Origin of the sequence: Streptomyces xanthophaeus (genome assembly GCF_000725805.1) — a bacterium.
Lineage (GTDB): Bacteria > Actinomycetota > Actinomycetes > Streptomycetales > Streptomycetaceae > Streptomyces > Streptomyces xanthophaeus.
The window spans coordinates 407,612-433,872 of record NZ_JOFT01000011.1 but is presented as its reverse complement, the minus strand read 5'-3'; the positions used below and the strand labels follow the sequence as shown (position 1 = coordinate 433,872).

Sequence of the window (26,261 nt, the reverse complement as noted above, 5' to 3'; positions counted from 1 at the left end):
CCCCGGAACCGGCCGCCCCGCACTGCTGTACCCGCGCCCGCGCCCGCGTCCCGTCAGGCGCCGGTGTAGGCCGCGAGGTGTTCGCCGGTGAGGGTCGAACGGTCGGCCACCAGGTCGGCGGGCGTCCCCTCGAATACGATCAGGCCGCCGTCGTGGCCGGCTCCGGGACCGAGGTCGATGATCCAGTCGGCGTGCGCCATGACCGCCTGGTGGTGCTCGACGACGATGACCGACTTGCCGGAGTCCACGAGCCGGTCCAGCAGGCCCAGCAACTGCTCCACGTCGGCGAGGTGGAGCCCGGTGGTCGGCTCGTCGAGCACGTAGATGCCGCCCTTGTCGCCCATGTGGGTGGCCAGCTTGAGCCGCTGCCGCTCGCCGCCGGACAGGGTCGTGAGCGGCTGCCCGAGGCTGAGGTAGCCGAGCCCGACGTCGGCGAGCCGGACGAGGATCTTGTGGGCGGCCGGGATGTGCGCCTCCCCGGCGCCGAAGAACTCCTCCGCCTCGGTCACCGGCATCGCGAGCACCTCGCTGATGTCCCGGCCGCCGAGGTGGTACTCCAGCACCGAGGCCTGGTACCGCTTCCCCTCGCACTCCTCACAGGTGGTCGCGACCCCGGCCATGATCGCCAGGTCGGTGTAGATGACGCCCGCGCCGTTGCAGTGGGGGCACGCACCCTCGGAGTTGGCGCTGAACAGCGCCGGCTTCACGTCGTTGGCCTTCGCGAACGCCTTGCGGATCGGCTCGAGGAGCCCGGTGTACGTGGCCGGGTTGCTCCGCCGCGAGCCGCGGATCGCCCCCTGGTCGACCGACACCACGTCCGCGTCCGCGGGGATCGACCCGTGGACGAGCGAGCTCTTGCCGGAGCCCGCCACCCCGGTGACGACCGCGAGCACCCCGAGCGGGATGTCGACGTCGACGTCGCGCAGGTTGTGCGCCGACGCGCCGCGGATCTCCAGCGTGCCCGTGGGCTTGCGCACCGACTCCTTGAGGGCGACCCGGTCACCGAGGTGGCGCCCGGTGACGGTGCCGCCGGCCCGCAGCCCCTCGACAGTGCCCTCGAAGCAGACGGTGCCCCCGTCCGCGCCGGCGCCGGGGCCGAGGTCGACGACGTGGTCGGCGATCGCGATCGTCTCCGGCTTGTGCTCCACGACGAGCACCGTGTTGCCCTTGTCCCGCAGCCGCAGCAACAGGTCGTTCATCCGCTGGATGTCATGGGGGTGCAGACCGATCGTCGGCTCGTCGAAGACGTAGGTGACGTCGGTGAGCGCGGAACCGAGGTGGCGGATCATCTTCACGCGCTGGGCCTCGCCGCCCGACAGCGTGCCCGACGGCCGGTCCAGCGAGAGGTAGCCGAGACCGATCTCCACGAACGAGTCCAGGGTCTGGCGCAAGGTGGTGAGCAGCGGCGCCACCGAGGGGTCGTCGAGGCCGCGGACCCACTCGGCGAGGTCGCTGATCTGCATCGCGCAGGCCTCGGCGATGTTGGTCCCGTCGATCAGGGAGGACCGCGCCACCTCGCTCAGCCGGGAGCCGTCGCACTCGGGACAGGTGGTGAAGGTGACCGCCCGGTCCACGAACGCCCGGATGTGCGGCTGCATCGCCTCCCGGTCCTTGGACAGGAACGACTTCTGGATCTTCGGGATCAGGCCCTCGTAGGTGAGGTTGACGCCCTCGACCTTCACCTTGGTCGGCTCCCGGTAGAGGAAGTCCTGCATCTCCTTCTTGGTGAACTTGCGGATCGGCTTCTCCGGGTCGAGGAACCCCGACTCGGCGTACGTCCGCACGGTCCACCAGCTGTCCGACTTCCAGCCGGGGATGGTGAAGGCACCCTCGGCGATCGACTTGGTGTCGTCGTAGAGCTGGGTGAGGTCGATGTCGGAGACGCTCCCGCGGCCCTCGCAGCGCGTGCACATCCCGCCGGTGCGGCTGAAGGTCTGCTTGACGGTCCTGGTGGCCGCGCCGCGTTCCACGGTGACCGCGCCGCTGGCCCGGACCGAGGCGACGTTGAAGGAGAAGGCCATCGGCGAGCCGATGTGCGGCTGCCCGAGGCGGCTGAAGAGGATGCGCAGCATGGCGTTGGCGTCCGTGGCGGTGCCGACCGTGGAGCGGGGGTCGGCGCCGATGCGCTGCTGGTCGACGATGATCGCGGTCGTCAGCCCTTCGAGGACGTCGACCTCGGGCCGCGCCTGCGTCGGCATGAAGCCCTGGACGAAAGTGCTGTAGGTCTCGTTGATCAGCCGCTGCGACTCCGCGGCGATCGTGTCGAACACCAGGGAGCTCTTGCCCGAGCCGGAGACACCCGTGAACACCGTGAGCCGGTGCTTGGGGATCTCGATGCTGACGTCCTTGAGGTTGTTCTCACGTGCACCGTGCACGCGGATCAGGCCGTGGCTGCCGGTGGCGTCCAGCGCAGGCGGCTGCGTGTCCGTCTTCTTGGCCTTGCTCATCGTGTCTCCAACTCTCTGGCGGGGGCCGTCTCCGCGCGGGCCGGGGCGCAAGGGCCAAGGTACCCATGCTCGCGTGCAGGGTGAGGTCCATGGCTCTCACGCTAGGCGGGCCCCGCGGGCCGCCGCTTCTCGAAACCTGACCGATCGGCCTCCGTCACGGTCCGGACCCCCGCCCCCACGCCCTGACCGGCCCGGAGCCCGCAGCGGCCTGGGCCGTCTCTTTCGGATCTTGCCGGGCACGGCACCGGACCACGCGGACCTGACCGGCAAGATCCAAAAGAGACGACCTAGAGGCCGTAGCCTCCCGACACCTCGATGTTCTGTCCGGTGATCCAGCGCGACTCCTCGGAGAGCAGCGAGGCGATGACCATGCCGATGTCCTCGGGCTCGCCCACCCGGCCCAGCGCGGTCTTCGCCGCGAGCGCCGGGATCACCTCGGGGAACCGCTCGAAGGCGTTGTCGGCCAGCCGGGTACGGGTGGAGCCGGGGGCGACGCCGTTCACCCGGATCCCGCGCCCGCTGAACTCCTTGGCCATGTAGACGGTCAGGACGTCCAGGCCGCCCTTCATCGTCGCGTAGGCCGAATAGCCCGCCTCCATGCCGGAGGCCCGCGCGGAATTGCTGCTGGTGTTGACGATCGCCCCGCCGTCCGCCAGCAGCGGGAGCAGCGTCTGCGTCAGGAAGTACGGTCCTTTCAGGAGGACCCGCGAGAGCGCGTCGAAGAGCTCCTCGGTCGTGTCCTCGAACATCGACATCTGCGCGAAGCCGGCGTTGTTGACGAGGTGGTCGAAGGTGTCCCGCTGCCAGGTGTCGCGCAGCGCCCGCGCCACGGCGGTGCGGAACGCCGGGAAGCTGTCGCTGCGGCCGACGTCCAGGGACAGCGCGACGGCCGTGCCGCCCTCCTCCTCGATCGCCGCGACCGTGTCCAGGGCGCCCTGCCGGTTGCTGCTGTAGGTGAGGAGCACGCCCACACCGCGCTTCGCGAGCTGGATCGCCGTGCCCTGTCCGATGCCGGAGCTACCACCCGTGACGATGGCGACCTTCATGATGTGCCTCCTGCATGTAAGTGGTGCGGACATCTCCCGCACCGGGAATCCGACCTCTTCATGGAAGCACTCTGACTTGCGCAGAAAGAAGAACGATCCTCTCGCGCTCTTGCACGATGCTCTCTTCCCAGGGATCTGCTGGTGGACCCGTCCGCCGTCCCGGTGGTTCCATCGGGGCATGTCCATGGATGAGCTCCGCACCCTGCTGGCCCGGCACGCCCGGCCGGACACGGCCACCGCCGTCGAGGACGTACTGATCTCGCGGGTCGAGGAGCCGCCCCCGCCGTCGGCCTCGACGACGGGAACGGTCATGGCGCTCATCGCCCAGGGCACCAAACGTCTCGCCCTGGGCGAGCGCGTCCACGAGTACCGGGCCGGCCAGTACCTCGTCGCCTCGGTCGACCTGCCCGTGACCGGACACTTCACCGAGGCGAGCCGGAGCCGGCCCGCGCTGGGCTTCGGCCTGACCCTGCGCTCGTCCGCCGTCGCCGAGCTGCTCCTGCAGGCCCCTCCCGGGGCCGTACCGAGGAGCGGTGGCGGGGCAGGAACCCCGCTCGGGCTGGAGGTGAGCGAGGCGCCACCGGAGCTGCTCGACGCGGTGGTGCGCCTGCTCCGCCTGCTCGACCACCCCCGCGACGCCCCGGTGCTCGCACCGCTCGTCAAACGGGAGATCCTGTGGCGGCTGATCACCGGCGAACAGGGCGCCGCAGTGCGCCAGTTCGGACTCGCCGACAGCAACCTCTCGCACATCGCCCGCGCGGTGCGGTGGATCCGGGACCACCACGCGACGGCCTTCCGGGTGGAGGACCTGGCGCAGCTGATCGGGATGAGCCCCTCGGCCTTCTACCGGAACTTCCAGGCCGTCACGGCGATGAGCCCGATCCAGTTCCAGAAGCAGATCCGCCTGCAGGAGGCCCGGCTGCTGCTGGCCGCACATCCCAAGGACGTCGCCTACGTCGGCCACAGCGTGGGCTACGACAGCCCGTCGCAGTTCAGCCGCGAATACCGCCGCCTCTTCGGAGCCCCTCCGGGCCAGGACGCAGCCCGCTTGCACGGCGCGGCGGACAGCGGGGCGGCCTCCCTGCCGTGACCTCCGCTCCCGGCTGGGCCTGCGTCAGCCCGTACCGGCGAACTTCCAGGCCTCGATGTCGCGGTAGTGGATCGGGCCCGGTCCGCGGCCGAAGTTGCTGCCGACCAGGTGGAGACGGTCGGTCTGCCACGGGCGGCCGGTGAACGCGGCGAGGCCGGCGGCGGCCTCCACCGCGCTGGTGGGATCGTTGCGGCGGGAGCGGGCGAGCGTGAGATGGGGGCGCAGCGGCCGGTCCTCGAAGGCGATGCCGCACTCCTTGACCACGGTGCGCACGTCCGCCGCCAGCCGGTGCAGGCCTTCGAGGTCCCCCTCGATCCCGCTCCACAGCACGCGCTCGCCGAAGTGGCTACCGCCGCCCAGCGCCAGCTCCAGGGGCCTGCGGGCCGCTGCGAGTTCCGCCAGCGGCGGCCGGAGCAGCGGAACGGTCGCGACGGGGAGTTCGCCGAGGAACGCCAGGGTGATGTGCCAGTCCTCGATGCGGTTCCACCGCATGCCGGGGTACGCCTCGTAGGCGGGCCGCAGCTCCCGGGCCAGCTCCTCCTTCGCCTCGTCGGGCGGCGCGAGGGCGATGAACACCCGAACGGTGGAGGTCTGAATGTGTACGTTCACAGAAGACTTCGTACAGGGTCCGGGCCGGTCCAGTCATATCCGGCCGCCTTCGGCCGTCCCCGCCCCCCTCCACGGCGTACCGTCGCTCCTGCTCAGGTCGCAGTTCCGCCCGCCGGAAATCATCATCAGGGCGCACTCGGCAACCGTCCGGCGAGCGCCATGCTTTCGGACATGGTTCAAGAACTCGCTCCCCTCGTCCAGCAGACCGCAGACCGACTGGCGGAGCGTCAGGTGGGTGTGGTGGTGGCCGCCGTCTCGGGGGACTCCGTGGAGATCAGGGGCGCCGGCAGCACCGGCGGTGACCAGGGCGCCGTACCCGGCGCCGACACCCTGTTCGAGATCGGTTCGGTGACCAAGACGTTCACGGCGCTGGCCCTGGCGCGCCTGGCCGTGTCCGGCACGGTGGACCTGGACGAGCCGCTCGGCGCACTGCTGCCGCAGGGGACGGTCGTACCCACCCGGGGGGACAGCCGGATCACCCTGCGGCACCTCGCCACCCACACCTCCGGCCTGCCGCGGCTGCCCAAGGGCATGCTGCTGCGCGCCTGGCTCCGCCCTTCCACCCCGGACCCGTACGCCGGCTGCACCGCCGAGGTGCTCCTGGACGGGCTGGCCAGGACCCGTCTGGGCGCCGCCCCCGGGCAGCGCTTCCGCTACTCCAACCTCGGCGCCGGACTCCTGGGCCTGGCCCTCGCCCGCCGGGCCGGAACGGACTACGAAACCCTCGTCACCCGTGAGGTCTGCGCCCCCTTGGGCATGGACGACACCGGTGTGACGCCGGACCGGCCCCGCTCGGGCGACAGCGCCCAGGGCCATGTCAGCCGCGGGCGCCCCGCCCAGCCGTGGCACCTCGCGGACCTGGCCGGAGCGGGCGGCCTGCGCTCGACCGCGACGGATCTGGTGGCCTTCGTGCGTGCCCAGTTGGACGGCGGTCCGCCGGAGCTCGCCGAGGCGATCCGGCTGACCCGCACGGTCGAGCACCCCACCAGTGGCTTCGCCTGGGTGCACCTTGGCTGGATGGGCCACCGGTTGCACCCCCGGCAGGGCGCCCATCTGCAGATATGGCACAACGGGGGAACCGGGGGCTTCTCCTCCTTCGTGGGCTTCGACCCGGAGAAGCGGCTCGCCGTCATCGCCCTCGGCAACACCCGGCACGCGGTGGACGGGCCCGCCTTCGACCTGTTGCGCACGCTCCAGACGGAGTCCGCGGCAGCAGCGGGCTGACCCTTCGGCGTCAGGGCGTCAGGGCGTCAGGGCGTCCGGGCCGGGCCGGGCCGGCGCCCGCCGGGTCGGCCCCGGCCGGTGCGGCGGGTCCGGCCGGAGCGGTCATCGCGTCCCATCTCTCCAGGCTGCCGCGCCGTTGTGTCATCGACAGCCCGGCGATCGCCGCCCCGAGGACGATCCAGCCCGCGGGCCCGGCCGTCATCACCGCACCCGTCAGCAGCAGGGGCCCCGCGGCCTTCTGCACGGACGAGGAGATGCCCGCCACTCCCAGGTACGCAGCCCTCGACCCCGGCGGCGCGAGCGAGACCGCCAGCTCCCAGGAGCTCACCGAACGCAGCAGTTCCGCCCCGGTGACCAGGACCGACGCGGCGAGCAGGGCGATGGACGCGGTCCAGGCCCCGGCGCCCGTGCTCGCGGCCAGGACCGTGCAGCACACGAGCATGGTCAGCCCGTACAGGCCGACGGCCCGGGCCGCCTGCCGCGGCTCCTCCACCTTCGCCGACACGCGGAGCTGGAGTGCGACGACGAGCACGGTGTTGGTCACGAGGAAGGCCGGGATGAGGGCATGGGGTGCGTCGGTGTGTTCCACCAGCCACAGCGGCAGGCCGACATTGAGGATCGTGTCGTCGAGGTTCATCGCGATGTCCAGCGCCACGAACCGCAGGTACCCGCGGTCGCGCCACGGGCTCGGTGCGCCGCCCTTGCCCACCGGCGCGGCGTCACCGGAGCGCATCGCCACACGTCCGAAGCCGCTCGGCTCGCGCGTGCGCCGGACCAGCGCAGCGGCCACCAGGAAGGACACCGCGTTGGCCAGGATCAGGGCGCGGTAGGCGCCGTCCGTGCCCAGTGCGAGACCGGCTGCGGCGATGCCCGCGCCGAGGGCGTAACCGGCGTTCGCGGTACTGCGGGAGAGAGCCTGGTAGGTGGCGCGCCGGTCGCCCGCCGCACGGGTGGCGAAGAGCATCTCCAGCGTCTTGGCCGCCCGGTCGCCCAGGTACGTGAGCGCGACCACGGGCAGCAGTACGCCGAAGTCGGTGACCACGAGCAGGGCGCACAGCGCGCCGAGCCGCAGCAGGTGACAGCCGATCAGCAGGGTGCGTACGGGAAACCGCGAGGCCAGGTGGCCCGCCAGCGGGGAGCCGACGATGCCGGCCGCGGCCGCCGCGCCCAGCAGGAGGCCCAGTTGCCGGGCGTCCAGCCGGATCACGAAGGTGAAGAACAGGACCGAGGAGGCGGCCCACACTCCCGTACCGGTCCGGTCCAGGAACTGGGCGAGCAGCATGATCCGTGCGTCGCGGCCTCCGGGCGGGCGCCGCAGTTGTGCCACCAGACCGGGTCGGGCCCGCCCGTCTTCCGCCCCGGTCCCCGTACCGCGCCGCCCCATCCCAGGCCTCCGCATCCCCCGTGAAGGTATCTCGATGTCGAGATACCTGCGGTAGCTTGCCCGAGGTTAATCTTGACGTCAAGATACTTTGACGGCGTCGGCCCGTACCCCGCCCCACCGTGTGCGCAGGTAGGAGTCGAGCGCGGCCGCGCCCGCCAGCATCGCCAGGCCCTGCGCCGTCAGCCGCTCGCGCCACTCCCGCAGCGTCGCCTGCAGCGGTTCCGGGCCGCCCGCCACCCGGACGCGCTCCAGCACCCGCGCGATCTGCTCCAGCCCGTGCCCGCCGCGCCGCAGTTGGTGGGCCAGCAGTACGTCGCGCACATCGGCGGAGGTGTAGACGCGGTAGCCGGTGCGCCGATCGCGCCGTGGCACGATCAGCCCGGCTCGCTCCCAGGTGCGCAGCGTCGCGGGCCGGATGCCGATCCTGTGCGCCAGCGGCCCGATGAACGTCACCCCCGCCTCGGCGTCATGCCCGGGCCCGTGCTCGCGCTCCGGCCCGGGCTCCGCCGGCGGCTCCGGTGCCAGGTCGCGCAGCGCCGCCTCCACGTCCTGCAGCGTGCGCCGGTCGACGGCCAGCTGCGCGTGGCTCCCGTCGATCAGTTGCAGGGCCTCCTCGGACGCCCCGCCGTTCACGGCCCGCATGATCGCCCCCGCCGTCGCGTGGCCGTGGGCGGGGACCAGTGCGAGGAACGTCCGCAACGCCGCCGCATGGCGCGGAGCGTAGACGCGGTAGCCGCTCGGTGAGCGCTCGGCCGGTGGCAGGATCCCCGCCTCTTCGTAGTTGCGCACCGCCTGCGTGGACAGGCCGTGCTCGCGCGCCAGGTCGATGGGCCGCAACCGCATTTTGAAGCTTTTCCCCTCTGTAGCCCCAAAAAGCGGGCCGAACCTTACACCGGACCTTCAACGATACGGTGGAAGCCATGACGGCAACGATCCGGGACGCCGCCCGTCCCTTCACCGGCAGCGCCCTCACCGCGCTCCTGTCTCCCGCCACCCGCCTGCTCGGCCTCGGCGAGCCGACCCACGGGGTCGAAGCCTTCACCGAACTGCGCAACGAGCTCTTCCGCCACCTCGTCGCCCACGAGGGCTACCGCTCGATCGCCATCGAGAGCGACTGCCTGGCGGCCCTGACCGCCGACGCGTACGTGGCCGGCGGCACCGGGACCCTCGACGACGCGATGGACCACGGCTTCAGCCACGGCTTCGAGGCCTCGGCCGCCAACCGCGAACTGCTGCGCTGGATGCGTGCCCACAACGAACAGCACCCCCCGCACGAGCGGCTCCGCTTCTACGGCTGCGACGGCCCCCTGGAGATCACCGGCCCCGCCGCCCCGCGCCCGGCCCTGACCGCCCTGCACGACTACCTCGCCGGCCACGTCGACCTGACGTGGAGACGGGAGGACCTCGACGAGCTGCTCGGCCCCGACGAGCGCTGGACGGACCCGGCCGTCCTCATGGATCCCACCGCATCCGTCGGCCGCACCCCCGAGGCCGGGCAACTGCGCCTGATCGCCGACGACCTGGGCGTGCTGCTCGCCGCGCACGCCCCCGACCTGACGGCCGTGACCTCACCCGACGCGTTCTGGCGCGCCGAGCTGTACGCCCGCACCGCCACCGGACTGCTGCGCTACCACGCGGGCACGGCCGATGACGGGCCCCACCGCGTCAACGCGCTCATGTCGCTGCGCGACGCGATGATGGCCGACAACCTCGATGCCGTCGTGCGCCGCGAGGCCCGCCGCGGCCCCACCCTCGCCTTCGCCCACAACCGTCACCTGCAACGCGACAAGAGCCGCATGCAGTTCGCCGACCTGCCGCTGCAGTGGTGGAGCGCGGGGGCCCTCATCGGCAGCCGCCTGGGCGACGCCTACGCCTTCGCCGCGACCACCTTCGGCACCCGAGGCCCCGACGTGCCCCACCCCGACACCCTGGAAGGCCTCCTTTCGGAGCTTCCGCACGCCCGCGCCGTCGTCGACCCCGGCCGCCTCGCCGCGGCCCTCGACCGCAAGCCGGACCCCCGGGTCCCGGCCGACCACACCTACTTCGCCCTCGACCCGGAGACCACCGACCAGGCCGACGCCCTCGTCTTCGTCAAGGCCATCTGAGCCACCGCGGGGACGGGCCGGGCCGCTACCTGGTGCTGCGGAAGGTGCGGCGGTAGGTGTCCGGGGGTACGCCCACCGTCCGGTTGAAGTGCCGGCGCAGCGACGTGGCCGTGCCCATCCCCGTGGCCTGCGCGATGGCGTCCACGCTGTCGCCCGTGGTCTCCAGCAGTTCCTGGGCGCGCCGGATGCGCTGGGTCAGCAGCCACTGCAGCGGGGTGGTGCCGGTCGTCGACCTGAAGTGGCGGCCCAGGTTGCGGGAGCTCATGTTCGCCCGGCGGGCCAGGTCCTCCACGGTCAGCGGCCGGTCCAGCCGTTCGACCGCCCAGGGGAGCAGTTCGGCGAGCGGATGGTCGTCCTGTGCGGGCACCGGCGCGGTCACGAACTGCGCCTGGCCGCCCGCCCGGTGCGGCGGCACCACCAGGCGGCGCGCCAGGGTGTTGGCGACCGCCGAGCCGTGGTCGAGGCGCACCAGGTGCAGGCACAGGTCCATCGCGGCCGCCTTGCCCGCGGAGGTGAGCACGCTGCCGTTGTCCACGTAGAGCACGTCGGGATCGACCTCCACCCGCGGATGGCGTTCGGCCAGGGCCCGGGTGTGCGCCCAGTGCGTGGTCGCGCGCCGGCCGTCCAGCAGACCGGCGGCGGCCAGGACGAACGCGCCCGTGCACAGGGAAGCCACCCGGGCACCCGCCTCGTGGGCCGCCCGCACCGCGTCGACCAGATCCGTCGGCGGGTCGACGTCCACATCGGCCCACCCGGGGACGATCACGGTGTCCGCGTACGGGAGCCGGTCGAGCCCGCTGTCGGGCTCCAGCCGGAACCGGCCGACCTGCACGGCACCCGGCGCGCAGACGGTGAGCTCGTACCAGGGACCGGCCACGCCGGACAGGTCGGCGCCGAAGACCTCGTAGGCCAAGGACAGTTCGAAGTGCAGCATGCCGTCGGTGACGGCCAGCGCGACGGTTGCCATGTCCGAAATTGTACGCACCCTGTCGTTCCGGACACTGATGCGGGGCGCCCGCCGCTGCCAGGATGGCCGCAGATGATCGTTCGAGGGCGACGGGGAGAAGTCATGGGTGCGGGTCAGTCGGTTGTGGTGTTCGGTGCCTACGGACACACGGGGCGGTTCGTGGTGGCGGAGCTGGCGGACCGGGGCTTCGTCCCGCTGCTGTCCGGGCGCGACGCGGGCAAGCTGGCGGCGTTCGCGCAGTCCCGTCCGGGGCTGGAGGCCCGGACCGCCTCGGCCGACGACCCGGCCTCGCTCGACCGCGCACTGGCCGGAGCGGCCGCCGTGATCAACTGCGCCGGACCCTTCGCCGCCACCGCCGCCCCGGTGATCGAGGCGGCCCTGCGCGCGGGGATCCCGTACGTGGACGTGGCGGCCGAGATCGAGGCCAACCTCGACACGTTCGCGCACTTCGCGGACCGGGCCCGCGCCGCCGGCACCGCGGTGATCCCCGCCATGGCCTTCTACGGCGGCCTCGGCGACCTCCTGGTCACCGCGGCGATGGGCGACTGGACCACCGCCGACGAGGCGCACATCGCCTACGGGCTGAACAGCTGGCACCCCACGCCCGGCACCCGCACCGCGGGCACGGTCTCCCGGGAACGCAGGGGCGGCCGGCGCATCCGCTACACCGGCGGCCGGCTGGAGTACCGGGACGACGCCCCGCCCACCACCGACTGGTCCTTCCCCGAACCCCTGGGGTCCCGGGCGGTGATCGGGGACTTCACCATGGCCGACGTGGTCACCGTCCCCAGCCACCTGGCCATCCCCGAGGTACGCACCTACATGACCGTCGAGGCCGCCCGTGACCTGGCGTCGGCGGACACACCGGCCCCCACCGCGGTCGACGCGCGCGGACGCTCCGGCCAGACGTTCCTCGTCGACGTCGTCGTCCGCTCCGGCGACACGCAGCGGCGTGCCGTCGCCCGCGGCCAGGACATCTACGCCGTCAGCGCGCCGCTCGCGGTGGAGGCGGTCCACCAGATCCTCACCGGACGGACCGGGGCGGTGGGCGTGGCCTCGGCCGGAGCGGCCTTCGACGCCCCCGCCTTCCTCCGAGCCCTCTCCGCCCACCTGACCCTCGAACTGCCCCACGGGGCCTGAGTCCACACCGGCCGGAGGCCGCTCGGCCGTCCCCACATCACCACCCGAGGAATTTCACCAATGTGGTCGATCAGTGAACGGTCAAGTGCCACTCTTGAGCCATGGCGGCGATGCGGGGGTCGAACCCTGCGCCCAAGGGGCGCCTTGTACTTGACCGGTACGAGCTGATCGAGCATTTCCCGGGAGGCATGGCTGAAGTCTGGAAGGCCAAAGACCTGCGACTGAACCGTCCGGTCGTGGCCAAGTTCCTTCAGGTCCCCGGCCGCGGCAGCCATCCGGCCCGCCGGTTCCTGCGCGAGGCCAAGATCCTGGCCGGAATCGACGACCCGCGCATCGTCCGCATCCACGACGTGGACGAGGCCCGCATAGACGGGCTCTGGCACCTCTACCTGATCACCCAGTTCATCGACGGCCGCACCCTGCGCGCCGCAGTCCCCAAGGGGCACCGGTTACCCGTGGCACACGCCCTGCACTGGGCGGCCGAACTGTGCGACGCACTGGTCCCCGTACACGCCCAGCACCTCGTCCACCGGGACGTGAAACCCGGCAACGTCATGGTCAGCGGCGTACCCGGCGACGGACGGCTGATCCTGCTGGACTTCGGGATCGCCCGTTCCTACACCGCGGTCGGCGAGCTCGGCCACGCGGCCGGCGTCACCGGATACGGCCAACTCCTCGGCACACCCGAGTACATGGCGCCCGAGCGCTTCCTCCTGAAGCCCGTCACCCCGGCCACAGACCTCTACTCCGTCGGCTGCGTCCTCTTCGAGATGCTCACCGGCCGCCAGCCCTACACCGCCACCGGCGACTACGGCGACCTGGCCAGGGACCACTGCTACGCCCCGGTCCCCTCCGTCCGCGCGCTGCGCCCGGAAGTGCAGCCCTCGGTGGACGTCCTGCTCGCCCAGCTCCTCGCCAAGGACCCCGGCAGGCGGCCGGCCGACGCCCGGGAGATGGCCGCGCTGCTCCGCGCGCTCGGCGCGGCGGCCACCCCGGCGCCCACCGTGGTCGTCGGCGCGGGCCCCCCGCCCCCCGGACCGCCGCCGGGGCCCCCGGCCGACCCGGCCGCGGAGGTGGAGGCCTTGTGCAACGCCGCCCTCGAAGGGACGGCGGAACCCGCCGAGCGGGTCCGGCGGCTCGCCGAGGTGCTCGACCACGCCTCCCGGGTCCTGCCCGCCGACCACCGCGGGGGCTGGCTCGTCGTCCTGCACCTGGCGCAGGCCCTCGCCCGGGCCGACCAGCCCGCGGCGGCCGCCGCGCTGCTCGCTCCCATGGCCGCCCGGGCCCGTCAGGTGCTCGGCGCCGACGACGAGCTGGCCCGGCTGGCCGCCCTCAACCTCGCCCGCTACCTCGGCGAGGACGGGCACCCGGCGCCGGCCGCGCAGCACCTGCTGGAACTGCGTACCGCCGTCTCCGGAGTCCTGGCCGCCACCGACCCGCGGATGTCGGAGATCCGCTACGACATGGCCCACTGGCTGGCCGCCGCAGGGGAGGAGCAGCTCGCGGCCGCCGAGTTCGAAGCCCTGTACGCCGACCACCGGACGGCGTACGGAGCCGATCATCCGGAGACCGTCCGGCTGGGCGAACTGATCCACCAGCACCGCCACCATCCACAGGGGAGGGATGAAGACCATGGCTGACATGTACGACCTCAACGCGATCCGGGACAGCTTCTTCGCCAGCCAGTCGAAGAAGACCGCAGGTCAGCAGGAGGTGTACGTAGACCGGGAGGGCAAGGTCCGCCTCGGCACCGGCGGGGAGGAGGACGCCCCCCTGTCGAGAGTCCCGCAGAGCACCTTCGCCGCCCAGAGCACGGCGGCCCGCCTCGCCCGCGAACACGAGATCGCGCGGACGAAGCTGCCCGCCAACACGTACTACGAGGACGCGCCCGGCGCCGAAGGCTGGGTGTACGAGATCACCACCATGTTCGAGAACACCTACGTGATGTGCGCCCACTTCAACGGCACCGAGTACCAGGTGCGGCTCATCGAGCCCGAGCTGGAGTCCCTCCCCAGCCACGACGAGCACGGGGTCCACCTCTACACCAGCGGGCTCATCTGCCTGTCCGAGCGCTCCGGTTCGGGCCAGCCCACCCTCCAGGACGCCTACGCCCGCTCGGCCGCCTGGGCCCTGGGCGTGGACTTCGTACGGATGGGCCGGCCCTTCCCGTTCAACAGCCAGCAGTAGAAGCCGCCCGCCGCCCGTCACAAGCCACAAGCCGGAAGACCGAACCCGGAAGGGACCGATGCCGTGCTGCCCGTCCATGTCTTCGACTACGTGATCGAGCAGGTGGGGAAGGACATCGGGCGGACCGTGCCCGAGCAGGGCGGCGCCCTGCTCGGGCTGCGCGGCCGGGACGTCGTGACCGCGTTCGTGCACGACGCCCGCGCCCGCGTCACACGGGTGGAGTACAGCAACACCTCGTGGCTGCTCGACGAGATCGGCCGGCTGGAGGCCGCCGGCGCGGTCCGCTTCAAGGGCATCGTCCACTCGCACCCCATGGACATGCCGCACCCGTCCCGGCAGGACCACCACGAGTACGGCCGCACCCTGGAGTCCGTCCCGGACCTCGGGCGCTACATCGCACCGATCGTCACGCACGACGTCACCACGCCGCGCGAACGGCACGAGCTCTTCACCGAGACCGCCCGGGTGTCGTTCTTCGGCGCCATGTGGACGGCCCGCGGGGTGCAGCTGCAGCAGATGCGCCCGGTCGTCGTCCCGCTCGCCGCGGCCGTGCGGCAGGCCGGCGTCTCCTGGTCCCACGACCAGCCCCTGACCTGCGTGATCGCCGGGGTGGCCGGGGTACGGGTCCCCCTGCCGCGGGGCCGGTCCGGCGCCCGGCGGTACCTCTTCGCCACCCCCGACTTCCCCGTGACGGCGCCCCTGCTGCTGGAGGAGGCCGGAGCGGACGGACCCCATCCGGAGCTGCTCATCAGCGAGTTGCCCTGGGACCACCGGGTGCCCGAGGGGGACCGGCTCCGGGAGGCGCTGCACGGGACGCTACGGGGCTCCGGCCCGGCCATGGGCCAGGCGCCCGGCCCGGTCGGCGGCCCGGGCCCGGGCCCGGTCGCGGGCACGGCCCACCTGCCCGGCTCGCGCACGGCCCCGCCCACCCCCGTACCGGCAGCCCCGGCGCCCTCGCCCGAACCCACCGCCGTTCCGCCCCGCGGCCCGGGCCCGGGACCCGCCACCGGACCGGACGCGGTCTCCTCCGCTGCGCAGGCCCGCCCCGCCGACAAGCCACCGGGACGGCTCCGGCGGATCACCATGCGGACCGGCATCGGCCGGAGCAGGGCGGTGCGCGCCGGGCTGTTCGCCCGCACCGCGGGGCTGCTGTCGCCCGCGCTCGCGGACAGCCACGTCCTCGTCGTGGGCGTCGGCTCGGTCGGCAGCTACCTCGCCGAGGTCCTCGTACGCTCCGGCGTCGGACGGATCACCCTCGTCGACCCGGACCGCGTCGAACCCGCCAACCTGGGCCGCTCGATGTTCGACGCCCGGGACATCGGCCGCAACAAGGCCAAGGCCACCGCCCGCCGCCTGCGCAGGATCAACCGGCGGCTGAAGGTCACCGTCCTGAAGGTCGACGTCGCCGCCCTGGACAACCACACCTGGCAGCAGCGGATCGCCGACTCCCAGCTGGTCATCGCGGCGACCGACGACAACCACGCCCAGCAGCGCTTCAACCACCTCGCGTACTTCGTCGGCCGGCCCGCCGTCTTCGTCGGACTCTACGAGGGCGCGGCCGGCGGCGAAGTGGTCTTCAGTACCCCCGGGTCCCCTTGCTGGTCCTGCGCCACGGGCGGGGTGCGCGAATCCCTCGGCGAGCTGGGACACCAGCCGCGCACGGACTACGGCACGGGCCGGATGTATGCCGTGCCGGGCCTGCTCACGGACATCCACCACCTCACCGCCGCCGCGGCCAAGATCGCACTGGCCCTGCTGCACCCGACGGGAGGCCCGGAACGGATCGGCGGATTCCTGACCACCCCCCTGCGCAAGGACCTCTCGCTGGCGCTGTTCGCGATGGAGCCCGATCACTGGTTCTTCCCCAGGATCCTCGGAGAGGTACCGGGGCAGCACGCCTTCCAGAGCATCTGGCTCCGCACGGGGAGGCGCCCCGACTGCCCCGTCTGCGGGGACCCCTCGCTGCGCAGCGACCCGCGGGAGTTCCAGGCCCAGGGCGGCGACGCGGAGCTCACGCAACGTCAGAAGAAGGCCTACGCGGAACGCCAGCGGGAACGCCACGGGAGCGCGGGCGGCGGCGGCCGGCACCGCTGAACCGGCACCGCCGAACCCCGGCGGGCCAGGGCACCCGGGGCAAGGCGGGGCAAGGCGGGGCAGGGCGGGCACCGGGACGGACAGGACAGGAAAGGACGGGGCGCAGGACACCATGGCCGACGACACCACCGAGGCGATGCGCCGGGCCCGTGAGGCCCGGCTCAGGGACGGCCGGACCGGGACCGCTGCGCAGGGTGCCGGGCCCGTGCCTCCCCAGCAGAAACGGCCGCCCTCCCCTCCTCCTGCCGCCTCCCCGCCGCCCCCGGCACGCCCGACGGTCCCCGCCCGCCCGGCGGCCGCTTCCACGCCCGCCAGGCAGCCCCTCGCCCCCCGCTCCCGGGCGGGCCTGGGCCCCTGGGCGGGGGTCGGGCAGGCCGGCGCCCTGGTCCTCGTCCTGTGGCAGGTCCTCGTCCTCACCGGCTGGCAGCTGCCGTTCCGCAAGTCCGCGGAACTGGCCGTCAACTGGCGCTACCCCCGCGAACTGGCCGTACGGCAGGCGGGCGTGGAGAACTTCTACGAGATCCGGGACTTCGTCCTGTTCCAGGGCCCCGGCCGGGACCACCCGTGGCTGTTCCCGGCCTGCGCCGTCCTGCTGCTGCTCCTCGTCCGCGCGACCAGGCCCCCGGAGGGGCTCCAGAGCCTGCTGGGCCGGACCGTCAGCCTCTACGGCCTCGCCGCGGCCTTCGCCAGCGGCCCCGTACTGCTCCGCGAATGGCCCCTGACCGCCCTGTTGCTGCTGCTCAGCGGCTCGTTCCTGTACTGGATCAGAGTGCGCGAATAGGCCGTCCGCCCTCGCCGGCTACTCGCCCACGGAGCCGTCGACGGCCTCGCGCAGGAAGTCGGCATGGCCGTTGTGCCGCGCGTACTCCTCGATCATGTGCGTCAGGACGTAGCGCAGCGAGATGCTCTCGCCCCGGAACTCCACTGCCTCGTCCAGGGACGCGTAGGAGTTGGTGACGGCGCGGGAGCTCTCGCAGGCCTCGTGCCACAGCCGGAACGCCTCGTCCACGTCGGCGCCGTCCACGTGGAACGCGCCGTCGACGCCGTCGGCCGCAGGCCAGAGCGGCGTGACCGGCTCGCGGCCCAGCACCAGCAGGAACCAGCTGCGCTCGACCTCGGCGGCGTGGCGCACGAGACCGAGGAGGGACAGGCCCGAGGTCGGGACCGCCCTCCGCTTCAGCTGTTCGGCGGTCAGGTCCCGGCACTTCACGGCCAGGGTGGCCCGCTGGTAGTCGAGGAACGTGGTGAGCGACGCACGGTCGCCGGCCACCTTCGAGGGATGGGTGCGCAGGTCATCGGACATCGGACGATGATCGCAAGCGCGTGCGCCGGAGGACCACCCGGGTCCGCGGGGCGGACGGCACCGGATGCCGGCACGGGGTCGGCAGGTCAGCACCTGCGGTGCCACCACGCCAGCCCCGGATCGGCCGTGGGCTCGTGGTGGGTCCGCCGGAGCAGCACCGCGTCCAGGAGCTCGGTCCGCGCCCGGAGTTGGGCGGCGGCTGTCGAAGGCAGCAGGGTGAGGGCCTCCTGCAGGGTGTCCCTGGCCCAGCCCTCACCGCAGCAGGGACAGCTGAACTCGGCCTCCCAGGGCCGCCACCGGCGCCGGGTGCCGTGAACGCGGACGGACCACACGCTCAGCGCCACCGCGACGATCCCCGGGGCCAGCCGCTCCCGTTCGAGCGCGCGGACGGCCGCGTTCGCCGCCCCTGACAGACCCGGGACGTCCCGGTACCGGATCCAGGGGCTTCCCCGGCCGCGTCCCCGGGGGCGGAGCGAGGCCGGTCTCCTACGCGGCACGGGCCCTTCGGAGGTACGACATGGACGGCATCCTGCCACAGCCCGTAACCGGCCGGGCGGGACGTCCTGCCCGTGGTCCGGGAGCCGTTCCCCTGGTCAGGCGGCCGCGACGGTCCCCGCGCCGTTCAGCGCGGAGATCACCTCACCGAGGACCTGCTGCTCGTCCTGCGGCAGCCCGCGGGCGGCGTGGAGCATGTGCAGGGCCGTGGCGAGCCGCACCCGGTCGTCCTCCGTGCCGAGGTCCGTCAGGTAGGCGGGCAGGACCAGGCCCAGGGCCTTGAGGTCGCCGCGTGCGCAGAACCGGCCGAGCAGCGAGGTCAGCAGCGCGTCGGCGGGCCGCTGCCGCGTCTGCCCGCCGGAGCGCAGCCCCTCGGCGACGGCCGTCCGCAGCCAGTCCGCGTACGGGCCCGGCGGCACCCCGCCGACGTGGGCGGCCGCGAGGACGAAGTGCTCGCGCGCCCGGTCCGGGTCGTCCAGGTCCCCGTACGCCTTGGCGGTGTTGAGGTGCAAGGACGCGTAGAAGCCGGTGACCCGGTCGTCCCCGACCAGGTCCGCACGGTCCAGGCACACGCGGTTCCAGTGCAGGGTCTGCTCGGGCGTCGGCTGGTGCCGCGCGAGGTAGTGGGCGGCGACGCACGCCTCGTAGTCGTCGGAGGCGGCCTCCCACGCCCGTGCGAACAGGTCGCGGGCATCGGCGGCCCGGTCTTCGGCCTCGGCCTGCATGCCCTGGGAACACAGCCTGACGACGGGGTTGTCGGGATCCATCGGTCTCCCTCTCGATACGGTCGGTACGGGTGGTACGGGTGGTGCGGGACGGGGAAGGTCACGCGTCGGCGGCCGGGGCCTCCTGGACCGGCATGACCAAGGTGGTGAAACTGCCCTGGTCCGCGGAGCGGACGACCACCGGCTGGGCCGGCGACGAGATGTCCAGCAGCACGTCGGGGCCCACCCCCGCGTCGAGCGCCGCGAGGAGCACCGCCGGGTCGAAGGCGATGCGTACGGGCCCGCCCGTGCACACGGCGGCCAGCCGGGCCGTGGCCCGTCCGCGGGAGGTGACGCCGAGGTGGTGCTCCTCGCTGTGCAGCACGAGCGGCCCGTCGTGGTCCGGGTCCGCGGCGGCTGCGCGCAGCGCGGCGCGGTCCGTGAGGACCCGGTGCAGGGCGGCCGACGGGCTGTCCAGGACGGCCCGGTAGTCGGGGAACGTCCCGTCGACGGAGGGGAGTTCGCGCTCCGAGCCCTCGCCGAGCAGGCGTACGCCGCGCCCGTCCACCTCGATGGAGAGGTCCGGCTGCCGCACGGCCCAGGACACCGCCTCCTTCAGCTCCGCGGCCTCGACCAGGACGTGACAGGGGTGGCCCTCGAAGGAAGCGGGACGCAGCGCGCGCACCGCGAGGCGGTAGCGGTCCGTGGCCACCAACCGCACTTCCTGGCAGTCGAGTTCGATCAGCACGCAGCCGAGTACGGGGTACTCGCCCCGCGCGGGGCCCCCGGCCGCGGCCGGGGCGACCTGCCGTACGGCACTGGCCAGCTCCGGGCCCCCGAGCCGCACCGCCGTCCGGCGGGCCCCCGCGAGGCCGCGGAGGACGTCCTCGACGGCCGACTGGGCCGACGCGGCCGTCTCACGGGCCCTGCGGGCATGGCCCTCCAGCAGCGCACGGGCTTCCTCGGCGGTGCCGTCGAGAACCACCGAGGCCTCGGTGAGCGGCATCCCCGCCTCGCGGAGCCGCCGGACCAGGACGGCACGGGCCTCCTGGCCGGGGGAGTAGTAGCGGTACCCGGTCCCTTCGTCCACGTGCGCCGGGCGCAGTACGTCGCAGTCGTCGTAGAACCGCAGTGCGCTCGGCGCCAGGCCCACCCGGCGGGCGAAGGCGCCGATGCTCATCAGCGCGTCGGTGTCGTCCATGCCTGCGATTGTCGGCTTTCAAGCAGCTGGAAGGTCAACGCCCGGCTCCGGCCCCTCCCGGGCGCGTCCCGTCGACGTTCCATTCGCGCGGCAGCGCCCCGTCGCAGAACACGCAGAAGAAGTGCTGCTCCCGGACGATGTTCACCTGGCCGCAGCCGGGACAGCGGCGGAACACCACCTCGTGCGTGAATCCGCCGGGGTGCCCGATCCCGGCCGAGTCGAGCGCATCCGCGACGGCCGGCCACGAGGCGACGTCCGGGCAGTAGCCGGTCGACTGGTTGCTCACCTCGTCGACCACCCACCGCCCGGCCTCCCTGCGCAAGCCCATCTCCCCGGCAGCCAACACGGGTTCACCGCCGGCGCACACCACGTGCTCGCTCCGGCGCGGCGCGAGCCGCAGCACCCCGGCGAGGTCGACGACGAAGGTGAAGGGTTCGGCCGGCTCCGCGGCCCCCGTCGCCGAGGCCACGTCGTCGAGGTCCGCCGCCGAGCGGACGCTCCGTCCCTCGGCCCCCGGCCCGACGAGCGCCAGCAGTGCGGACGGCCCCACGTACCGATGGCCCCACCTCGCCCCGTTCACGCCGACCACCCTAGACGTGCCGCCCAGCCGCTGGTCACGGGGAGGGAAGGCCGGACGGGTACGGAAAATCGCGTGGCCGACGGGTGGGCGGTGCCGGTAAGTTCCGGTCGCGTACCAGCCTTAGCGGCGGCTCCCGCCGCGTTCAGAAGAGAGTGCCCCCCATGACCAGCCGGCGAGCGACGACGACCCTGTGGCGCCCCACCGGACCCGAGGAGCTGGCCCTCGTCCGCGCGGCGGACTGGCGCGCATGGCCGCCCCGGCTCCCCGAGCAGCCGATCTTCTACCCGGTCCTCAACGAGGACTACGCGATCAGGATCGCGAGGGACTGGAACGTGAAGCACAGCGGGGTCGGCTTCGTCACCCGGTTCGAGGTCGAGACGGACTTCCTGAGCCGGTACCCCGTCCAGCAGGCCGGAGGACGGACGATCCTCGAGCTGTGGGTTCCGGCGGAGGAGCTGGACGAGTTCAATGCCCACATCGTCGGCGAGATCCAGGTGGTGCACGAGTTCCGCTGAGGTGCCCGCCGCGGGGTGACTCCGGGCGTGCGGACCGGCGACCGCGCCAACACCTGGCCACCGGTCCGCACACCCCGTTCGACTAGGCTGGCCGCCGCGTGCCCGCCAGGGCCTTCGGCCGTATGACCAGCGGCGGAAGCACCGAACGCCCACGACCGCTTGGGGGAGCAGTGTCCGTAACGGCTGCGCACACACGACAGGAACGGCCGACACGGATACCGGAGCTCGACGCGCTGCGCGGCTTCGCGCTCGCGGGCATCCTGCTGGTCAACGCGCTGATGATGGCCGGACCTCACGCACTCGGCGTCGTCGACGACCTCACCGCCTCCGTCTCCGACCGGATCGTCGAGGGCCTCGTCCAGACCTTCGCCGTCGGCAAGTTCTACCTGCTGTTCTCGTTCCTCTTCGGCTACAGCTTCACCCTCCAGCTGACCTCGGCCGCGAGCGACGGAGCCCGCGCCGTGCCCCGGCACCTGCGCCGCACGCTCGGCCTGCTCGTGCTCGGGATCCTGCACGCCGTCCTGCTGTACGTCGGGGACATCCTCGTGACGTACGCCCTGTTCGGCCTGGTACTGATCGCCGCGCGCAACTGCTCGCCCGGCGCCGCACTGCGCGCCGCCCGGATCGTGTACGGCTGCGCGGCCGTACCGCTGCTGCTCCTGGGGACGTTCTCCCTGCTGATGCCGGACGCCGAGACCGCCGCGGCCGACGCCGAGCTCGCGGCCTCCTTCCCCGCCCTGATCGCCGGATACCGGGGCGACGCCGCGTCCGTGGTGGCGGCCAACATCGGCCAGCTGCCCGATGCGCTGCTGTCCGCACTGGTGATGGGCGGCTTCGTCCTGCCGGCCTTCCTGGTGGGGCTCCACTGCGGCAAGCTGCGCCTCCTCGCCGACACGGGACGCCACCGCGCACGCATGCGCCGCATCTGCCTCCTCGGCACCGCCACGGGTCTGCCCGGCAGTGTGTTCATGGCGCTGGCCGTCAGCGGTCCGCTCGGGCCGCGGTGGGCACTGTTCGGGCAGCTGGTGGGGATGGTCACCGCACCGGCCCTCACCGCCGCGTACGTCTGCGGGATGCTCCTCTTCCTGGACACCGCCCGCGGCGCACGGGTGACGGCACTCCTGGCCCCCGCCGGCCGGATGGCCCTGACGAACTACCTCAGCCAGTCCCTGGTCATGGCCCTCGTCTTCACCGCGTACGGATTCGCCCTCTACGACCGCCTCGGGCCGGGCGACGTCGTACTGGGCGCCCTCGTGCTGTACGCCGTCCAGCTCGCCGTCAGCGCACGGCTGATGGCCCGCCACCGGTACGGGCCGGTGGAGTGGTTCCTGCGGGCCGTGACCCTGGCCGGGCTCCCGCGCGGCGGGGACCGCCGGGACGCCGCGGTGTGACCTCTCGCACCGGCCCCGGCGAGCCCCGGAAAAGGGATGGTCGGGACGGCATTCAAGATCATAATCTGGAGCCATGCCCCAGGAAGAGAACCCCGCAGCGCTCCCGTCCGCCCCGCCGTTCAAGCCGGTGCTGACCCGGCACGCCGAAGCCGAGACCTGCGCCGACCCCAGCAGCGTGATGACGCTGCTCACCGACTCGGACAGCACGGCCGACGGCATCACCAGCTACCGGTCCACCTTCGCGAAGGGGGCCGTCGGCGCACCCGCGCACTTCCACACCAAGGCGACGGAGCTGTTCTTCGTGATCAGCGGTTCCCTCCAGGTGCTGGTGGACGAGGAGGTCACCGTCCTGGAGGCGGGAGACTTCCTGGCGGTGCCGCCCCACACCCCGCACGCGTTCGCCGCGGCACCCGGCTGCGAGGCGGACGTCCTGTTCGTGTTCACGCCGGGCATGGGCCGCTTCGACTACCTGCGTCTGCTCGGCCGCGTGATGCGCGGAGAAGCCGACCCGAAGGAGATCGCCGAGTCGGCGGAGCGCTTCGACAACCACTACGTGGACAGCCCCGTCTGGCGTGCCGCCCTGGCGGCGAACGCGTGATCGACTCCACCGTCCACGTCCGGGTGGCCCGGCCCTCCCGGGACCTCGCCGCCGCCGAACGCTTCTATGTGGAAGGCCTCGGCCTGACCGTGGTGTGGCGTTCGGCCGAGCGCGTCCGCGGCAAGCACGACCTGCTGATGGTCGGCCCCGCCGACGGTGCCTGGCACTTCGAATTGACGCGCGACCCGGAACGACCGGTGGAGCCGGTACCGACGGCGGACGACCTGTTCGTCCTCTACCTCGGCAAGCCGCCGGAGGAGTCCCTGATCGACCGTCTGGTGGCGGCGGGCGGTACCCGTGTGCCGTCGCACAACCCCTACTGGGACGAGTGGGGCGTGACGATCACCGACCCGGACGGCTACCGCCTGGTGCTCTGCTCCCGCACCTGGGCCTGAGCAGCGGCTCGGCGGCGTCGTCCCGATGCCGCCGAGCACAGCCACGAGCCGCCCCGTCCGCGGCAGGGGCGACCTAGTCCGGGATGCGTCCGCAGACGAGGTTGCCGGGCTCCGCGGGGTCGTCGCTGAGCCAGAACTGGGACCACAGCGTGGCGAATTCGGGCCGGCTGAGGTGGCCGTCCCCGTCGAGGTCGAGGAGTTCGAAGACCTCGTCGGTGTCGATGCTCCGGCCGTGCCAGGTCTCGATGAGGCGGCGGTGCTCGGTGCGCGAGATCCGGCCGTCACCGTTCTCGTCGACGGCGTCGAAGAGGGTGTCGGCGGTGGCGGTCACGGCCTCGCGCATGGCGGGCAGCCGGTCCACGACGGCGAACAGTTCGTCGATGTCGACCTTGCCGTTGTTGTCGGCATCGGCCGCCGCCAGGAGCTCTTCCCACCAGCCCATGACGACTGCCTCCACCCGGGCGCGCAGTTCCGTCTCCGGTTCCACTCCCGGCAGTCGGCCCCAGCGGACGGCCAGGGCCTCGAAGTCGTCCCGTTGCAGGTACCCGTCGCCGTTCACGTCGAACGCGGCGAACATTCCCCGGATCTTGCGCTGCTTGAACAAGCTGGCCATGGTTGGCCCTCTCTCGCGTCGTACCGTCGACCACACACAACTACCTCTGGCGATCAGGTGATTACCATAGGTGATGGACGGATCCCGTCGGATCGGAATCGGCCGAGAGCCATGAAGAGGCCGACGGCGGTCGCGCCCTCCTGCGGGCGGCGCCGCCCGGACCGTTCCGAACCCGTCACCCGGATGCCGTGCCCGGTGATACCGGCAAGCGGGAAGTGAGTGATTTGACTTGTGCGGACGCAATGGTCGGGACGAAGACGTGGAGGCGTGATGACGAACGGGCGGATGCGAAGCCTGGCCGGTGTGGCCCTGGTGGCGGGGCTGACGTTCGGCGCGACGGGGTGCTCGGGGGACGGGGAACCGGGCGCGGCGGTGTCGAAGGCGGCGTCCGCTGTGTCCTCCGCGGCGGCCGAGGCGCCGAAGGCCCTGGAATCGGCCGCGGCGGCCGCGAAGAGCGAGCTCGGCGCGGTCAAGGACGGTGTGAACGCGAAGGACGAGGTCACGCTGGGTGCTCCCGCCACGGACGGGGACGGGTACGCGACCGTCCCGGTCACCGTGCGGAACACGGACGGGGCGCAGAAGTCCTTCGCGGTGCAGGTCAACATGAAGGACGCGGGCGGCAACCTGCTCGACGTGGTGGTGGTGACGATCGCGGACGTACCCGGGAACGGCACCGGTCAGGGGACCGCGCGCAGCACCCACAAGCTGTCCGGCACGGTCACCGCGGAGACCGGTACGGCGCTCCGCTACTGAGCGCGGCCCGGCCCCCGCACCGCGTCACGGGCTGCGGCTGGGGTGCGGGGGCCGGGTGCAAGGGGTGACGGCGGGGAAGGGCGCGCAGGTGGGGAAGAAGGCCGGGTCGTCGGCCGCCACCCCGAGCGGGCCGCCACGGGGGAATTCACCCGAACGGCCCCCGTCCGGTTTCCCTTGCCCGGTCCCGCACCGACGCTGGGCTTGCGCCTGAACCGGCGTTCCCTCAGGCCAAGGAGCCACCGTGACCCAGCAGACGACGCCCCAACCTCCCAATCCGGCCCGCGGCCGGTCCTACGACAGCGGCGAGAACCCCTGGGCGGCCGGCGGAACGCTGTTCGCCGCCGTCCTCCTGCTCGTCGACGGCGTCCTCAACGTGATCAAGGGGATCGTCGGCATCGCCGAGGACGACGTCTACGCCCGTCAGGGCGCCTACGTGTTCAAGTTCGACGTGACGGCCTGGGGCTGGATTCTCCTCGTCCTCGGCATCGTCCTGATCATCGTCGGTGCCGGGCTCCTCAAGGGCGCCCTGTGGGCCCGCGCGATGGGCGTGGCGCTGGCGGCCATCAGCGTCATCCTGAACTTCATGTGGCTGCCCTACACGCCGTTCTGGGCCATCATCTCGATCGCCGTCGGCCTGTTCGTCATCTGGGCCCTGTGCACCGACGGCTCCCGGTCCGGGACCCGTACCGCCTGACGCGACGCAACGGAGCCGCCCCGTGCCAGGGGCGGCTCCGTTGCGTTCGCCGCGGCCGGTCAGCCGAGGACGAGCGGGAGCCGCGCGGCCAGTGTGCCCCGCGCGTCCAGGGAGGCCGTCTCAGCCGCGGTCGGAGCGCGCCGTCCGGTGCCGACCAGCAGGGCGTCCTCGTCGGTGAACGCTGCGGGGAACGCGGCCCCGGCGATCCGTTCCAGCATCTCCCGCGACCGGGCGAGCCCTTGCGCGGGCGGCCCTGCCGCGTGCGGGAGGTGCATGACCAGGTCGAGATGGTGCAGGGTCCACTCCAGGACGTAGGCGGACAGGTAGTCCGCTGCGGTGAGTACCTCGTCGCGGGTACCGACGCGCAGGCCCGGATCGGCGAGTGCGGCGGCCCGCCCGGCGGCGGAGCCGACGTCGTCGAGGTGGAACTTCAGCAGCCACGGCTCCTGGTACGCGGCGGCCAGCCGGACGGTCAGCGCGTCGAGGGGGTCGTCACCGGCCGGTGCGGTCCCGGTGACGTTCCAGTAGGTCATCGCATCGCGGGTGGGTTCGCCGTCGGCGGGGGTGGCCAGGGTGATCAGGACGTCCTGCGCGTCGATGACCAGGTGGCACACCAGGTCCCGTACGAGCCAGCCGGTGCATCCCGACGGCCGTGCGAAGTCCTCGTCCGGGAGCTCGGCGACCGCCGCGAGCAGGGCTGTCCATGCGCGTGAGAAGAGGTCCACA

At 72.7% G+C, this 26,261-nt stretch carries 27 protein-coding genes; 14 read left to right on the top strand and 13 right to left on the bottom strand.

Features of this window, described 5'->3' with window-relative positions; translation table 11 throughout:
• Window positions 1-53 precede the first annotated feature (53 nt).
• Together IO30_RS0105595 and IO30_RS0105590 are read right to left on the bottom strand one after the other, a co-directional pair.
• Complete coding sequence (locus IO30_RS0105595) at window positions 54-2,447, bottom strand: excinuclease ABC subunit UvrA (protein ID WP_031139869.1); 2,394 nt, start codon at window positions 2,445-2,447, stop codon at window positions 54-56.
• 287 nt (window positions 2,448-2,734) lie between these two features.
• Window positions 2,735-3,493 carry an SDR family NAD(P)-dependent oxidoreductase gene (locus tag IO30_RS0105590; RefSeq protein ID WP_031139867.1) on the bottom strand — a complete coding sequence of 253 codons (759 nt, stop codon included), beginning with the start codon at window positions 3,491-3,493 and terminating at the stop codon, window positions 2,735-2,737.
• A 178-nt stretch (window positions 3,494-3,671) separates the two neighbouring features.
• Between IO30_RS0105590 and IO30_RS0105585 the strand changes: the two genes are divergently transcribed.
• A complete protein-coding gene (locus IO30_RS0105585) occupies window positions 3,672-4,583 on the top strand; it encodes an AraC family transcriptional regulator (RefSeq protein ID WP_031139865.1) in 912 nt (303 codons plus the stop codon).
• Between the two features lie 24 nt (window positions 4,584-4,607).
• Here the strand turns inward: IO30_RS0105585 and thpR are convergent, their stop codons facing one another.
• Window positions 4,608-5,192: an RNA 2',3'-cyclic phosphodiesterase gene (gene thpR, locus IO30_RS0105580; protein ID WP_051858966.1), complete on the bottom strand. Its 585-nt coding sequence runs from the start codon at window positions 5,190-5,192 to the stop codon at window positions 4,608-4,610.
• 171 nt (window positions 5,193-5,363) lie between these two features.
• Here thpR and IO30_RS0105575 point away from each other — a divergent pair, with 171 nt between their 5' ends.
• Complete coding sequence (locus tag IO30_RS0105575; RefSeq protein WP_157853111.1) at window positions 5,364-6,416, top strand: serine hydrolase domain-containing protein; 1,053 nt, start codon at window positions 5,364-5,366, stop codon at window positions 6,414-6,416.
• A gap of 10 nt (window positions 6,417-6,426) precedes the next feature.
• Here the strand turns inward: IO30_RS0105575 and IO30_RS0105570 are convergent, their stop codons facing one another.
• Together IO30_RS0105570 and IO30_RS0105565 are read right to left on the bottom strand one after the other, a co-directional pair.
• Window positions 6,427-7,698 carry an MFS transporter gene (locus tag IO30_RS0105570; protein ID WP_237403346.1) on the bottom strand — a complete coding sequence of 424 codons (1,272 nt, stop codon included), beginning with the start codon at window positions 7,696-7,698 and terminating at the stop codon, window positions 6,427-6,429.
• Window positions 7,699-7,878: 180 nt separating this feature from the next.
• A complete protein-coding gene (locus IO30_RS0105565) occupies window positions 7,879-8,643 on the bottom strand; it encodes a MerR family transcriptional regulator (protein ID WP_037893031.1) in 765 nt (254 codons plus the stop codon).
• A 77-nt stretch (window positions 8,644-8,720) separates the two neighbouring features.
• Between IO30_RS0105565 and IO30_RS0105560 the strand changes: the two genes are divergently transcribed.
• Window positions 8,721-9,905 carry an erythromycin esterase family protein gene (locus IO30_RS0105560; protein ID WP_031139855.1) on the top strand — a complete coding sequence of 395 codons (1,185 nt, stop codon included), beginning with the start codon at window positions 8,721-8,723 and terminating at the stop codon, window positions 9,903-9,905.
• A gap of 25 nt (window positions 9,906-9,930) precedes the next feature.
• Here the strand turns inward: IO30_RS0105560 and IO30_RS0105555 are convergent, their stop codons facing one another.
• Window positions 9,931-10,872, bottom strand: coding sequence for a helix-turn-helix domain-containing protein (locus tag IO30_RS0105555; RefSeq protein ID WP_031139853.1), 942 nt, complete (start codon window positions 10,870-10,872; stop codon window positions 9,931-9,933).
• Between the two features lie 102 nt (window positions 10,873-10,974).
• On the opposite strand from IO30_RS0105555, the gene IO30_RS0105550 reads away from it, so the two are divergent.
• The 5 genes from IO30_RS0105550 (at window position 10,975) to IO30_RS0105530 (ending at window position 17,074) form a co-directional block, all read left to right on the top strand.
• On the top strand, window positions 10,975-12,012 hold the full coding sequence (locus IO30_RS0105550; RefSeq protein WP_031139851.1) for a saccharopine dehydrogenase NADP-binding domain-containing protein: 1,038 nt from the start codon (window positions 10,975-10,977) through the stop codon (window positions 12,010-12,012).
• A gap of 188 nt (window positions 12,013-12,200) precedes the next feature.
• Window positions 12,201-13,652 (top strand): serine/threonine-protein kinase, encoded by a 1,452-nt coding sequence (locus IO30_RS0105545; protein WP_031139849.1) that lies wholly within the window; start codon window positions 12,201-12,203, stop codon window positions 13,650-13,652.
• On the top strand, window positions 13,645-14,199 hold the full coding sequence (locus tag IO30_RS0105540; protein ID WP_157853109.1) for a hypothetical protein: 555 nt from the start codon (window positions 13,645-13,647) through the stop codon (window positions 14,197-14,199). Before IO30_RS0105545 ends, IO30_RS0105540 begins: the two co-directional genes overlap by 8 nt.
• 63 nt (window positions 14,200-14,262) lie before the next feature.
• A complete protein-coding gene (locus tag IO30_RS47555) occupies window positions 14,263-16,293 on the top strand; it encodes a ThiF family adenylyltransferase (protein WP_037893029.1) in 2,031 nt (676 codons plus the stop codon).
• A gap of 112 nt (window positions 16,294-16,405) precedes the next feature.
• The gene (locus tag IO30_RS0105530; RefSeq protein ID WP_031139843.1) at window positions 16,406-17,074 is read left to right on the top strand and encodes a hypothetical protein; all 669 of its coding nucleotides are present in this window, start codon (window positions 16,406-16,408) and stop codon (window positions 17,072-17,074) included.
• Window positions 17,075-17,092: 18 nt separating this feature from the next.
• On the opposite strand, the gene IO30_RS0105525 is transcribed toward IO30_RS0105530, so the two are convergent.
• From IO30_RS0105525 to IO30_RS0105505, 5 genes are all read right to left on the bottom strand, one after another.
• Window positions 17,093-17,596 carry a DinB family protein gene (locus IO30_RS0105525; protein ID WP_031139841.1) on the bottom strand — a complete coding sequence of 168 codons (504 nt, stop codon included), beginning with the start codon at window positions 17,594-17,596 and terminating at the stop codon, window positions 17,093-17,095.
• Between the two features lie 86 nt (window positions 17,597-17,682).
• A complete protein-coding gene (locus IO30_RS0105520; protein WP_051901915.1) occupies window positions 17,683-18,093 on the bottom strand; it encodes a hypothetical protein in 411 nt (136 codons plus the stop codon).
• Between the two features lie 96 nt (window positions 18,094-18,189).
• Window positions 18,190-18,858, bottom strand: coding sequence for a hypothetical protein (locus tag IO30_RS0105515; protein WP_031139838.1), 669 nt, complete (start codon window positions 18,856-18,858; stop codon window positions 18,190-18,192).
• Between the two features lie 58 nt (window positions 18,859-18,916).
• Entirely contained in the window at window positions 18,917-19,996 is a 1,080-nt protein-coding gene (locus IO30_RS0105510; RefSeq protein ID WP_031139836.1) for a DNA polymerase III subunit beta family protein, read from the bottom strand.
• A gap of 34 nt (window positions 19,997-20,030) precedes the next feature.
• Window positions 20,031-20,585: a hypothetical protein gene (locus IO30_RS0105505; RefSeq protein WP_031139834.1), complete on the bottom strand. Its 555-nt coding sequence runs from the start codon at window positions 20,583-20,585 to the stop codon at window positions 20,031-20,033.
• A gap of 152 nt (window positions 20,586-20,737) precedes the next feature.
• Between IO30_RS0105505 and IO30_RS0105500 the strand changes: the two genes are divergently transcribed.
• The 4 genes from IO30_RS0105500 to IO30_RS0105485 all read left to right on the top strand — a co-directional run bounded on the left by IO30_RS0105500 (window position 20,738) and on the right by IO30_RS0105485 (window position 23,475).
• Window positions 20,738-21,091, top strand: a complete 354-nt coding sequence (locus tag IO30_RS0105500) for a hypothetical protein (RefSeq protein ID WP_031139833.1) — start codon at window positions 20,738-20,740, stop codon at window positions 21,089-21,091.
• A 170-nt stretch (window positions 21,092-21,261) separates the two neighbouring features.
• The gene (locus tag IO30_RS0105495; RefSeq protein WP_031139831.1) at window positions 21,262-22,482 is read left to right on the top strand and encodes a DUF418 domain-containing protein; all 1,221 of its coding nucleotides are present in this window, start codon (window positions 21,262-21,264) and stop codon (window positions 22,480-22,482) included.
• A 73-nt stretch (window positions 22,483-22,555) separates the two neighbouring features.
• Window positions 22,556-23,080: a cupin domain-containing protein gene (locus IO30_RS0105490; protein ID WP_031139829.1), complete on the top strand. Its 525-nt coding sequence runs from the start codon at window positions 22,556-22,558 to the stop codon at window positions 23,078-23,080.
• Window positions 23,077-23,475 (top strand): VOC family protein, encoded by a 399-nt coding sequence (locus IO30_RS0105485; RefSeq protein WP_031139827.1) that lies wholly within the window; start codon window positions 23,077-23,079, stop codon window positions 23,473-23,475. Before IO30_RS0105490 ends, IO30_RS0105485 begins: the two co-directional genes overlap by 4 nt.
• Before the next feature lie 73 nt (window positions 23,476-23,548).
• Here the strand turns inward: IO30_RS0105485 and IO30_RS0105480 are convergent, their stop codons facing one another.
• Complete coding sequence (locus tag IO30_RS0105480; protein WP_031139825.1) at window positions 23,549-24,088, bottom strand: EF-hand domain-containing protein; 540 nt, start codon at window positions 24,086-24,088, stop codon at window positions 23,549-23,551.
• A 270-nt stretch (window positions 24,089-24,358) separates the two neighbouring features.
• On the opposite strand from IO30_RS0105480, the gene IO30_RS45230 reads away from it, so the two are divergent.
• Both IO30_RS45230 and IO30_RS0105470 read left to right on the top strand, forming a co-directional pair.
• Window positions 24,359-24,841 (top strand): hypothetical protein, encoded by a 483-nt coding sequence (locus IO30_RS45230; RefSeq protein WP_031139823.1) that lies wholly within the window; start codon window positions 24,359-24,361, stop codon window positions 24,839-24,841.
• A 241-nt stretch (window positions 24,842-25,082) separates the two neighbouring features.
• Complete coding sequence (locus IO30_RS0105470; protein WP_031139821.1) at window positions 25,083-25,535, top strand: DUF7144 family membrane protein; 453 nt, start codon at window positions 25,083-25,085, stop codon at window positions 25,533-25,535.
• A gap of 59 nt (window positions 25,536-25,594) precedes the next feature.
• Here IO30_RS0105470 and IO30_RS0105465 read toward each other — a convergent pair whose 3' ends face one another.
• Complete coding sequence (locus tag IO30_RS0105465; protein ID WP_031139819.1) at window positions 25,595-26,260, bottom strand: maleylpyruvate isomerase N-terminal domain-containing protein; 666 nt, start codon at window positions 26,258-26,260, stop codon at window positions 25,595-25,597.
• Window position 26,261 lies beyond the last annotated feature (1 nt).

Excerpts from the sequence above, each read along its gene's own strand:
- IO30_RS0105595 (WP_031139869.1), bottom strand. The coding sequence starts at position 2,447 with ATGAGCAAGGCCAAGAAGACGGACACGCAGCCGCCTGCGCTGGACGCC.
- IO30_RS0105590 (WP_031139867.1), bottom strand. The coding sequence starts at position 3,493 with ATGAAGGTCGCCATCGTCACGGGTGGTAGCTCCGGCATCGGACAGGGC.
- IO30_RS0105585 (WP_031139865.1), top strand. The coding sequence starts at position 3,672 with ATGTCCATGGATGAGCTCCGCACCCTGCTGGCCCGGCACGCCCGGCCG.
- IO30_RS0105575 (WP_157853111.1), top strand. The coding sequence starts at position 5,364 with ATGGTTCAAGAACTCGCTCCCCTCGTCCAGCAGACCGCAGACCGACTG.
- IO30_RS0105570 (WP_237403346.1), bottom strand. The coding sequence starts at position 7,698 with ATGCTGCTCGCCCAGTTCCTGGACCGGACCGGTACGGGAGTGTGGGCC.
- IO30_RS0105565 (WP_037893031.1), bottom strand. The coding sequence starts at position 8,643 with ATGCGGTTGCGGCCCATCGACCTGGCGCGCGAGCACGGCCTGTCCACG.
- IO30_RS0105560 (WP_031139855.1), top strand. The coding sequence starts at position 8,721 with ATGACGGCAACGATCCGGGACGCCGCCCGTCCCTTCACCGGCAGCGCC.
- IO30_RS0105555 (WP_031139853.1), bottom strand. The coding sequence starts at position 10,872 with ATGGCAACCGTCGCGCTGGCCGTCACCGACGGCATGCTGCACTTCGAA.
- IO30_RS0105550 (WP_031139851.1), top strand. The coding sequence starts at position 10,975 with ATGGGTGCGGGTCAGTCGGTTGTGGTGTTCGGTGCCTACGGACACACG.
- IO30_RS0105545 (WP_031139849.1), top strand. The coding sequence starts at position 12,201 with ATGGCTGAAGTCTGGAAGGCCAAAGACCTGCGACTGAACCGTCCGGTC.
- IO30_RS0105540 (WP_157853109.1), top strand. The coding sequence starts at position 13,645 with ATGGCTGACATGTACGACCTCAACGCGATCCGGGACAGCTTCTTCGCC.
- IO30_RS0105530 (WP_031139843.1), top strand. The coding sequence starts at position 16,406 with ATGGCCGACGACACCACCGAGGCGATGCGCCGGGCCCGTGAGGCCCGG.
- IO30_RS0105525 (WP_031139841.1), bottom strand. The coding sequence starts at position 17,596 with ATGTCCGATGACCTGCGCACCCATCCCTCGAAGGTGGCCGGCGACCGT.
- IO30_RS0105515 (WP_031139838.1), bottom strand. The coding sequence starts at position 18,858 with ATGGATCCCGACAACCCCGTCGTCAGGCTGTGTTCCCAGGGCATGCAG.
- IO30_RS0105510 (WP_031139836.1), bottom strand. The coding sequence starts at position 19,996 with ATGGACGACACCGACGCGCTGATGAGCATCGGCGCCTTCGCCCGCCGG.
- IO30_RS0105500 (WP_031139833.1), top strand. The coding sequence starts at position 20,738 with ATGACCAGCCGGCGAGCGACGACGACCCTGTGGCGCCCCACCGGACCC.
- IO30_RS0105490 (WP_031139829.1), top strand. The coding sequence starts at position 22,556 with ATGCCCCAGGAAGAGAACCCCGCAGCGCTCCCGTCCGCCCCGCCGTTC.
- IO30_RS0105480 (WP_031139825.1), bottom strand. The coding sequence starts at position 24,088 with ATGGCCAGCTTGTTCAAGCAGCGCAAGATCCGGGGAATGTTCGCCGCG.
- IO30_RS45230 (WP_031139823.1), top strand. The coding sequence starts at position 24,359 with ATGACGAACGGGCGGATGCGAAGCCTGGCCGGTGTGGCCCTGGTGGCG.